Origin of the sequence: Phenylobacterium sp., assembly GCF_036263695.1 — a bacterium.
Taxonomy (GTDB): domain Bacteria; phylum Pseudomonadota; class Alphaproteobacteria; order Caulobacterales; family Caulobacteraceae; genus Phenylobacterium.
Genome location: NZ_DATAGM010000339.1, coordinates 1 through 7438, shown reverse-complemented (window position 1 = coordinate 7438; position 7438 = coordinate 1). Strand labels below are relative to the sequence as shown.

General features: G+C 69.9%; 8 protein-coding genes. 2 read left to right on the top strand and 6 right to left on the bottom strand.

Features of this window, described 5'->3' with window-relative positions:
* Nucleotides 1–347 (bottom strand): hypothetical protein (locus VHK87_RS13705; protein ID WP_329635447.1); only part of this gene is annotated, 347 nt, incomplete at its 3' end.
* A 69-nt stretch (nt 348–416) separates the two neighbouring features.
* Here VHK87_RS13705 and VHK87_RS13700 point away from each other — a divergent pair.
* Nucleotides 417–1040 carry a histidine phosphatase family protein gene (locus VHK87_RS13700; RefSeq protein WP_329635446.1) on the top strand — a complete coding sequence of 208 codons (624 nt, stop codon included), beginning with the start codon at nt 417–419 and terminating at the stop codon, nt 1038–1040.
* A 36-nt stretch (nt 1041–1076) separates the two neighbouring features.
* On the top strand, nt 1077–1751 hold the full coding sequence (locus VHK87_RS13695) for a dihydrofolate reductase family protein (RefSeq protein WP_329635445.1): 675 nt from the start codon (nt 1077–1079) through the stop codon (nt 1749–1751).
* On the opposite strand, the gene hflX is transcribed toward VHK87_RS13695, so the two are convergent.
* The 5 genes from hflX to VHK87_RS13670 all read right to left on the bottom strand — a co-directional run.
* Nucleotides 1748–3001 (bottom strand): GTPase HflX, encoded by a 1254-nt coding sequence (gene hflX / locus VHK87_RS13690; protein ID WP_329635448.1) that lies wholly within the window; start codon nt 2999–3001, stop codon nt 1748–1750. The genes VHK87_RS13695 and hflX overlap by 4 nt on opposite strands.
* Before the next feature lie 53 nt (nt 3002–3054).
* A complete protein-coding gene (gene hfq / locus VHK87_RS13685; protein WP_320356252.1) occupies nt 3055–3300 on the bottom strand; it encodes an RNA chaperone Hfq in 246 nt (81 codons plus the stop codon).
* Nucleotides 3301–3408: 108 nt separating this feature from the next.
* Nucleotides 3409–4272, bottom strand: coding sequence for a D-amino-acid transaminase (locus VHK87_RS13680; RefSeq protein WP_329635444.1), 864 nt, complete (start codon nt 4270–4272; stop codon nt 3409–3411).
* The gene (locus tag VHK87_RS13675; protein ID WP_329635443.1) at nt 4272–5666 is read right to left on the bottom strand and encodes a sigma-54 dependent transcriptional regulator; all 1395 of its coding nucleotides are present in this window, start codon (nt 5664–5666) and stop codon (nt 4272–4274) included. The genes VHK87_RS13680 and VHK87_RS13675 overlap by 1 nt, the downstream gene beginning before the upstream one ends.
* Before the next feature lie 3 nt (nt 5667–5669).
* Nucleotides 5670–7438, bottom strand: a 1769-nt coding sequence (locus tag VHK87_RS13670; RefSeq protein ID WP_329635442.1) for a PAS domain-containing sensor histidine kinase, incomplete at its 5' end; no start/stop codon positions are given.

Genomic DNA, 7438 nt, shown 5'->3' with positions numbered 1-7438 from the left:
TCCATCTGGGTGCCGATGCCCATGCTGGTGGTGACCTTCTCGTCGTAGGCGGTGATGCGATTGGGCCCGATGGGCGCGGGCTCCTGGCCTGGCGCCGGCGAGATCTCGGCCGTGTACTTGCGCTCGCCATAAGCAGGGCTGTCGGGGCCCGTGGGGATCGCCAGGGAATAGACCTTCCCTTCCTTCACCAGGCCGATAGCCCGGCGCACCCCCTCCGGCGAGAGGTTGTTGAGCGCGCCCAGCGTGTCGTTCGCCCCGTACTTCGACGGCGGCCAGGCCTCCTGAGCGCCCGCGGCCGTGCAGGCCAGCAGCGCGGCCAGTCCCATACTCAGCGCCATGGTCTTCATGTGCGGCCTCCCTTAGTCGCGGTAAGCGTGTCACACCGGCTGCAGGCGGCCAAGCTCTGGGAGAGGTGTATGGGACAGGCGGACTGGCGGCTGCTGTTCGTCACCCACACCGAGGTGGTGATCGATCCGCAGGCGGCGATCGAAAGCTGGCCGCTCTCCGACGTCGGACGCAAGCGCATGAACCGCTTCGCCGACGCGCTGAGCGGAGCCGGCGTCACGGCCGTCTGGTCCAGCGCCGAGCGCAAGGCGGTGGACGGCGCGCAGATTCTGGCGGGGCGCCTGGGAATTACACCCAGGGTCGACGCGGGCCTGGGCGAGAACGACCGCTCCGCCACCGGCTACATCGCGCCGCCGGAGTTCTGGGACGTAGTGCGCGAGTTCTTCGCCAGGCCCGACGAGAGCGTCCGCGGCTGGGAGAGCGCCCGCGCCGCGCAGAGGCGGATCGTGGCGGCCGTCGACCGGGTGCTCGCCGCCGAGCCGGCGGGCCGCATTGTTGTGGTGTCCCACGGCGGGGTCGCCCGGCTGCTCAGCGCCCACCTGGAGGGATGCGCTATCGGCGAAGAGGATCGCCCGACCCACCCCGGCGGCGGCTCCTGTCGGCTGCTGGGGGGCGAACCGCTCCGCCCGCTCGGTCCGTGGCGGGACATCGAGGCGTTCGGCGATGTCGGGATCGGCCGGACCCGTTCGTCCTAGGAGGCGACGAGCAGCTTCCTAAGCGGAGAGAGAACCATGAGACGCATCATCGACGCGGTGTTCATCAGCCTGGACGGGGTCATGCAGGCCCCGGGCGGGCCGGAGGAGGATCCGACCGGCGGCTTCACGCACGGCGGCTGGGTCGCCCCCTGGTTCGACGAAAAGCTCGGCGAGCACATCGACCAGGTGATGAGCGGGCCCTTCGACCTCCTGCTCGGTCGAAAGACCTACGAGATCTTCGCCGCCCACTGGCCTTACGCCGAGCCCGGCGACACCATCGGCGAGAAGTTCAAGACGCTGACCAAGTACGTCGCCACGCGCTCGCGCGAGCCGCTCGGCTGGGGCCCCGCCGTCGCGCTGCATGACCCGGCGGCCGAGGTCGCTCGGCTGAAGCAGGAGGATGGGCCGCAGCTGCTGATCCAGGGCAGCAGCGTGCTGGTGCAGACCCTGCTCAAGGCCGACCTGATCGACGAGCTGCACCTGATCCAGATCCCGATCGTGCTCGGCAAGGGCAAGCGCTTCTTCGGCGAGGGGACCATCCCCGCCGCCCTGAAGCACACCGGAACCAAGGTCACGACGACCGGCGTGGTGATCAGCAGCTACCTGCGCGAGGGCGAGGTGCAGACCGGCTCGTTCGAATTCGAGACCCCCACAGAGGCCGAGCTGGCCCGCCGGGAGAAGATGAAACGGGAGGAACTCGCCCGCGCCTAGTGCCGCAGCTCGGTGTTCGGGAACAGCCGCTCGAACTGCCCCAGTGCGGCGGAGGAGAGCCGGACCGCGACGCGGGTCGCGCCGTCCGGCTCCACCTCGCGCTCCAGCACCCGGCCGTGGCGGTAGAGCCAGGCGATGGCCGCGCCGTCGCTGGGCGGCACATGGGCCTCCACCGGCTCTTCGGCGTCCACCAAGCGGGCGATCTCTTCGAGCAGGGCGTCGATCCCCTCCCCGGTCACGGCCGACAGCACGATCGCCGGGGGGTGGTGGCGGCGGGCGTCGCCGGCCAGCCGCTCGCGCAGGTCCTCGGGGACCAGGTCGAGCTTGTTCCACACCTCGACGATCTGTCGGTCTTCCAGATCGACATTCAGGCGGTCGAGCACCGTGCGTACGTCCTCGGCCTGGGCGTCGCTCTCCTCGCTGGCGATGTCGCGCACGTGCAGGATGACGTCGGCCTCGCGAACCTCCTCCAGGGTGGCGCGGAACGCCTCCACCAGCTCGTGCGGCAGGTCGGAGATGAAGCCCACCGTGTCCGACAGGATGGCCGGCCGCCCGTCGGGCAGCTTCAGCATCCGCAGCGTCGGGTCGAGGGTGGCGAACAGCAGATCCTCGGCCAGCACCTCGGAGGCGGTCAGCCGGTTGAACAGGGTCGACTTGCCGGCGTTGGTGTAGCCCACCAGCGCAACGGTCGGGTGAGGCACCCGCTTGCGGGAGGCGCGCTGCAGGTCGCGGGTGCGCCGCACTTCGCCCAGCTCGCGCTTCAGCCGGCCGATCTTGTCGGCCAGGATCCGCCGGTCGCTCTCGATCTGGGTTTCCCCGGGACCGCCCATGAATCCGAAGCCGCCGCGCTGACGCTCTAGGTGGGTCCAGGTGCGGACCAGGCGAGAGCGCTCGTAGGAGAGCCGGGCCAGTTCCACCTGCAGTCGGCCTTCGCGGGTCCGCGCGCGGCGGGCGAAGATCTCGAGGATCAACCCGGTGCGGTCGATGACCTTGGCCTTCCAGGCCTTCTCCAGGTTGCGCTGCTGGACCGGCGAGAGATGGTCGTCGACGACCACCACGTCTGCCTCCAGCGTCTCCACCAGCCGGCCGATCTCCTCGACCTTGCCGGAGCCGAACAAGGTGGCCGGCGTCGGCCGACGGAGCGGCGCGACGATGCCCTGCCGCACCTCCAGGTCGAGGGCCTCGGCCAGACCCTTGGCTTCATCCAGGCGCGCGTCGGCGCTGCGGGAGGACGAGGCGCCCTCCCGCATCGGGTGGATCACGAGGGCGCCTTGGACCGGCGCTTCGTGCTCAATCAGTTGATTCAATCGGCCTCGTCTTCCGCCGGCTCGTACAGCTGCACGGGCTGGGCCGGCATGATGGTGGAAATCGCGTGCTTATAAACGAGCTGAGACTGCCCATCGCGCCGCAGCAGGACACAAAAATTATCGAACCAGCTCACCACGCCCTGCAGCTTGACCCCGTTGACCAGGAAGATGGTCAGGGGCGTCTTGGCCTTGCGGACGCTGTTGAGGAAGGTGTCCTGCAGATTCTGTTTCTTGTCGCTCATCGGCTTGTCGCCCTTTTCTCATTCATTCGGGGCGCAAAGCGGCGCCCCACACACGCAAGTTGACGCTAGTCCGGCTTTGATGACGGCCGCAATCGTTGAGGATGGTTATCAGAGCGCGGTTGCTCGCGCGCGCTCGATATAGAGGCGGCGCAGGCGCATGGCCACCGGCCCGGGCGCGCCGTTTCCGACTTTCTGGCCGTCGATCGAGACCACGGGCAGCACTAGCGAGCCGGCCCCGGTGACGAAGACTTCCTTCGCCGATTTGGCCTCCTCGACCGTGAACGGCCGCTCCTGGAACGGCAGGCCGGTCTCGGCGATCACGTCCATCAAGGTGCGCCGGGTGATACCCCGCAGGATGTTGGCGTTGGTGTCGCGGGTCCGCAGCACCCCGTCCTGGTCGAGGATCCAGGCGTTGGACGCGGCGCCCTCGGTGATCATGCCGAGCTCGTCGACGAACAGCGCCTCGTAGGCGCCCGCCTCCTTGGCCTGTTGCCGCGCCAGCGCGTTGGGCAGCAGGCCCACCGTCTTGATGTCGCAGCGGCCCCAGCGGTTCTCCGGGACGGTGACGACGCCGACGCCCTTGGCGGCCTTGGCCTCGACGGCCGCCCGATCAAGGCTCTTGGCGGTGATCACGACGGCCGGCGCGACATCGTCGCCGGGGAAGGCGTGATCGCGCGGGGCGACGCCGCGGCTGACCTGCAGGTAGATCAGCCCCTCGCGCACGCGGTTGCGCCGCAGCGCCTCGCGCATGACCATCTCCAGGGCGCGGCGGCTCATCGGCTCGCGGATCTTCAGTTCGGCCAGGCTGCGCCCGAGCCGGGCGAAGTGGCCCTCGGCGTCGGCCAGCCGCCCGTCCATCACCGCCCAAACCTCGTAGACCGCGTCGGCCAGCTGGTAGCCCCGGTCCTCGATGTGGACCGCCGCTTCACGATGGGGGACGAACCGGCCGTTCACATAGGCGATGCGCCCCATCAGTCGACGTCCTCCGTTTCCAGGGCCCGCGCGCCGGACAGGCCGAGCGACTTCAGCTTGCGGTGCAGGGCCGATCGCTCCATGCCGATGAAGGCGGCGGTGCGCGAGATGTTGCCCGAGAAGCGCAACATCTGGGCGTTCAGGTACTCGCGCTCGAACACCTCGCGCGCCTCGCGCAGCGGCAGGGCGATGATCTTGTCGGTGCCGATCATCGACTGGCTGTCCGATACCGAGGCCTCGGCCGGCAGCATGTTGGCGCTGATCGGCGTGGTCGGATCGCCAGAGGCCAGGATCAGCATCCGCTCCACGTTGTTGCGCAGCTGGCGCAGGTTGCCCGGCCAGTCGCGCACCTGCAGCGTCGCCAGGGCGTCATCCGCCAGGGTGCGCCTGGGCAGGCCAGTGGCCTCGCAGATGCGGGTGATGAAGTCCGAAAGCAGCTCGGGGATGTCCTCGCGCCGTTCGGCCAGACCCGGCACGTTCACCGGCACCACGTTCAGGCGGTGGAACAGATCCTCGCGGAACCGCCCGGCGGCGATCTCGGCCCGCAGGTCGCGCGAGGTCGAGGAGACCACCCGCACGTCCACCTGCACGTCGGCGTCGCCGCCCACCCGGCGGAACCGCTGCTCAACCAGCACCCGCAGGATCCGGCTCTGGGTCTCCTTGGGCATGTCGGCGACTTCGTCGAGGTATAGGGTGCCGCCGTGGGCCCTTTCGAAGACGCCGATCTTGTGCGGCCGGCCGCCCTCGCCCTCCTCGCCGAACAGCTCGGAATCCACCCGCTCCGGGGTCATGCCGGCGGCGCTGATGACCACGAACTCGTTGCGGCCCCGCGGGCTGGCGGCGTGGATCAGCCGGGCGACGGTCTCCTTGCCCGAGCCCGGCGGGCCGGAGATCAGCACCCGGCTGTTGGCCGCGGCCAACTTGGCGATCATCTGGCGCAGCTGCTGGGCGGCCATGGAGCGGCCGATGAAGCCCTCCGGCGTGATCGCCTGCGCCCGCAGCCGGCGGTTCTCACGGCGCAGGTTCGCCGCCTCCAGCGCCCGCTCGACGACCAGCAGCAGCCGGTCGGACTTGAACGGCTTCTCCAGGAACTCGTAGGCGCCGCGCTTGATGGCCGACACCGCGGTCTCGATGTTGCCGTGGCCCGAGATCATGATCACCGGCAGGTCGGCGTCGAGGCTCTTGACCAGGTCGAGCAGCTCCAGGCCGTCCAGCCCGCCGCCCGACATCCATATGTCGAGGATCAGCAGCGCCGGGTTGCGCGCCTTGATGGCGGCCAGCGCCTCCTCGGAATTGGCGGCGGTCCGGACCTTGTAGCCCTCGTCGGACAGAATGCCGGCCACGAGCTCGCGGATGTCCGCCTCGTCGTCGACCACCAACACGTCAGCCGCCATGTCTCACCCTACCGCCTCTTCGCCGGCGCGCTCGGCGGCGGCGCCCGCCGCCGTCCGTACGCTGGCCGGAAGTCTCAAAGTCACCCGCGCCCCCTGTCCGGACGCCGCATCGGAGAGAATCAGCTCGCCCCCATGGTCCTCCAGGATTCGCTTGACGATGGCCAGACCAAGGCCCGTGCCCTTTTCCCGTGTAGTCACGTAGGGCTCGGTCAGCCGGTGCCGGTCCTTGGCCGGCAGGCCGACGCCGTCGTCCTCGACCACGAAGGCCACCCCGTCGTCGTCGGAGACCAGCTCCGCGGTGATCTGCCCCTTGGCGCGGCCGGCGCCGGCGATCGCCTCGGCGGCGTTCTTCAGCACATTGGTCAGCGCCTGGGCCAGCATTCGCCCGTCGGCAAGGATCGACACTTCAGGCGCCGGCTCCTTCAGCTCCACCTTCAGGTCCGGGGAGGCGACGCGCTGGGCGAACACCGCCGCGCGGATCAGTTCGGCCGCATCCTGCGGAGCGAATTTCGGGGCCGGCATCCGGGCGAACCCGGAGAACTCATCCACCATCCGGCCGATGTCGCCGACCTGGCGCACGATGGTGTCGATGCAGCGGTCGAAGATCTCCAGATCGTCCGGCGGGGCCGTCTTGCGGTACTTGCGCCGCAGCCGCTCGGCCGAGAGCTGGATCGGCGTCAGCGGGTTCTTGATCTCGTGGGCTATGCGACGGGCCACATCGCTCCAGGCAGCGTTACGCTGCGCGGCCACCAGCCGGGTGATGTCGTCGAAGGTCAGCACCAGGCCGCCTTCGCTGCGCCGGGCCCGCACCCGCAGCCGCCGGCTCTCGCGGCCGCGCAGCAGGTCGACCTCGGCCTCGGCCTCGCCGGCGCTTGCGGCCTGATGGGCGATCTCGGCGAACTCGGGCGCGACCTGCGCCAGCGGCGAGCCGCGGGCCTGGTCCGGCGCCAGGCCCAGCAGCGCGGCGGCCTGTCGGTTGGCGGCTGAGATGCGCCCCTCCCCGTCCAGGCCGATGACCCCGGCGCTGACCTCGGAGAGCACCGTCTCGATGAACTGCCGCCGCTCCTCGGCCTCTTCCCGGGCGCGGCTCAGCGCGCCCTGCTGCGCCTGCAGGTCGTGGGTCATGGAGTTGAAGGCGCGCGAGAGGACGGCGATCTCCTCCGGATCCCGCTCGGCGTCGACGCGGGCCGTCAGGTCGCCGGCGGCCACACGGCCCGCCGCTTGCACCAGCCGGCCGACGGGACCTGAGAAGGCGTTGGCGGCCGAAACGCCGAGCCAGACCGCCCCGATCAGCACCAGCAGCGCGGTCTCGAAGTAGCTGAGGGCGAACACCGCCTGGATTTCGCCGCGGCTCTCCTCGGCCTCACGGTAGGCCACCAGCGAGTCCTGGGCCTCGCGCAGGTACTGGAACATCTGGCGGTCCACCGGCCGGACCACATAGAGGTAGGCGCCGCCGAAGCCCTCGAGCTGGAACAACGCCCGCATCGAATCCGAGTTGGCGAAGTCGGCGATGAAGATCTCGCCTTGGTCGGCAGAGGCGAAGGCCTGGTCGCTGGGCTTGTCGAACCCCGGCGCGCTCTCGGCTTCGGCCCGGGCGAGGATCCGCCCCTGCCGATCGATCAGGTAGACGGCCAGGAAGCCCCGGTAGCCGGCCTGGGTCGCCAGGAACTCGTTGAAGCTGGCCGGATCGGCCGCCAGCGCCGGCTCCGCGCCCCGAAGGTCCCCGGCCATCTGGGACATGTTCTCTTGGACGTAGGTCGTCTGGCTCTCGA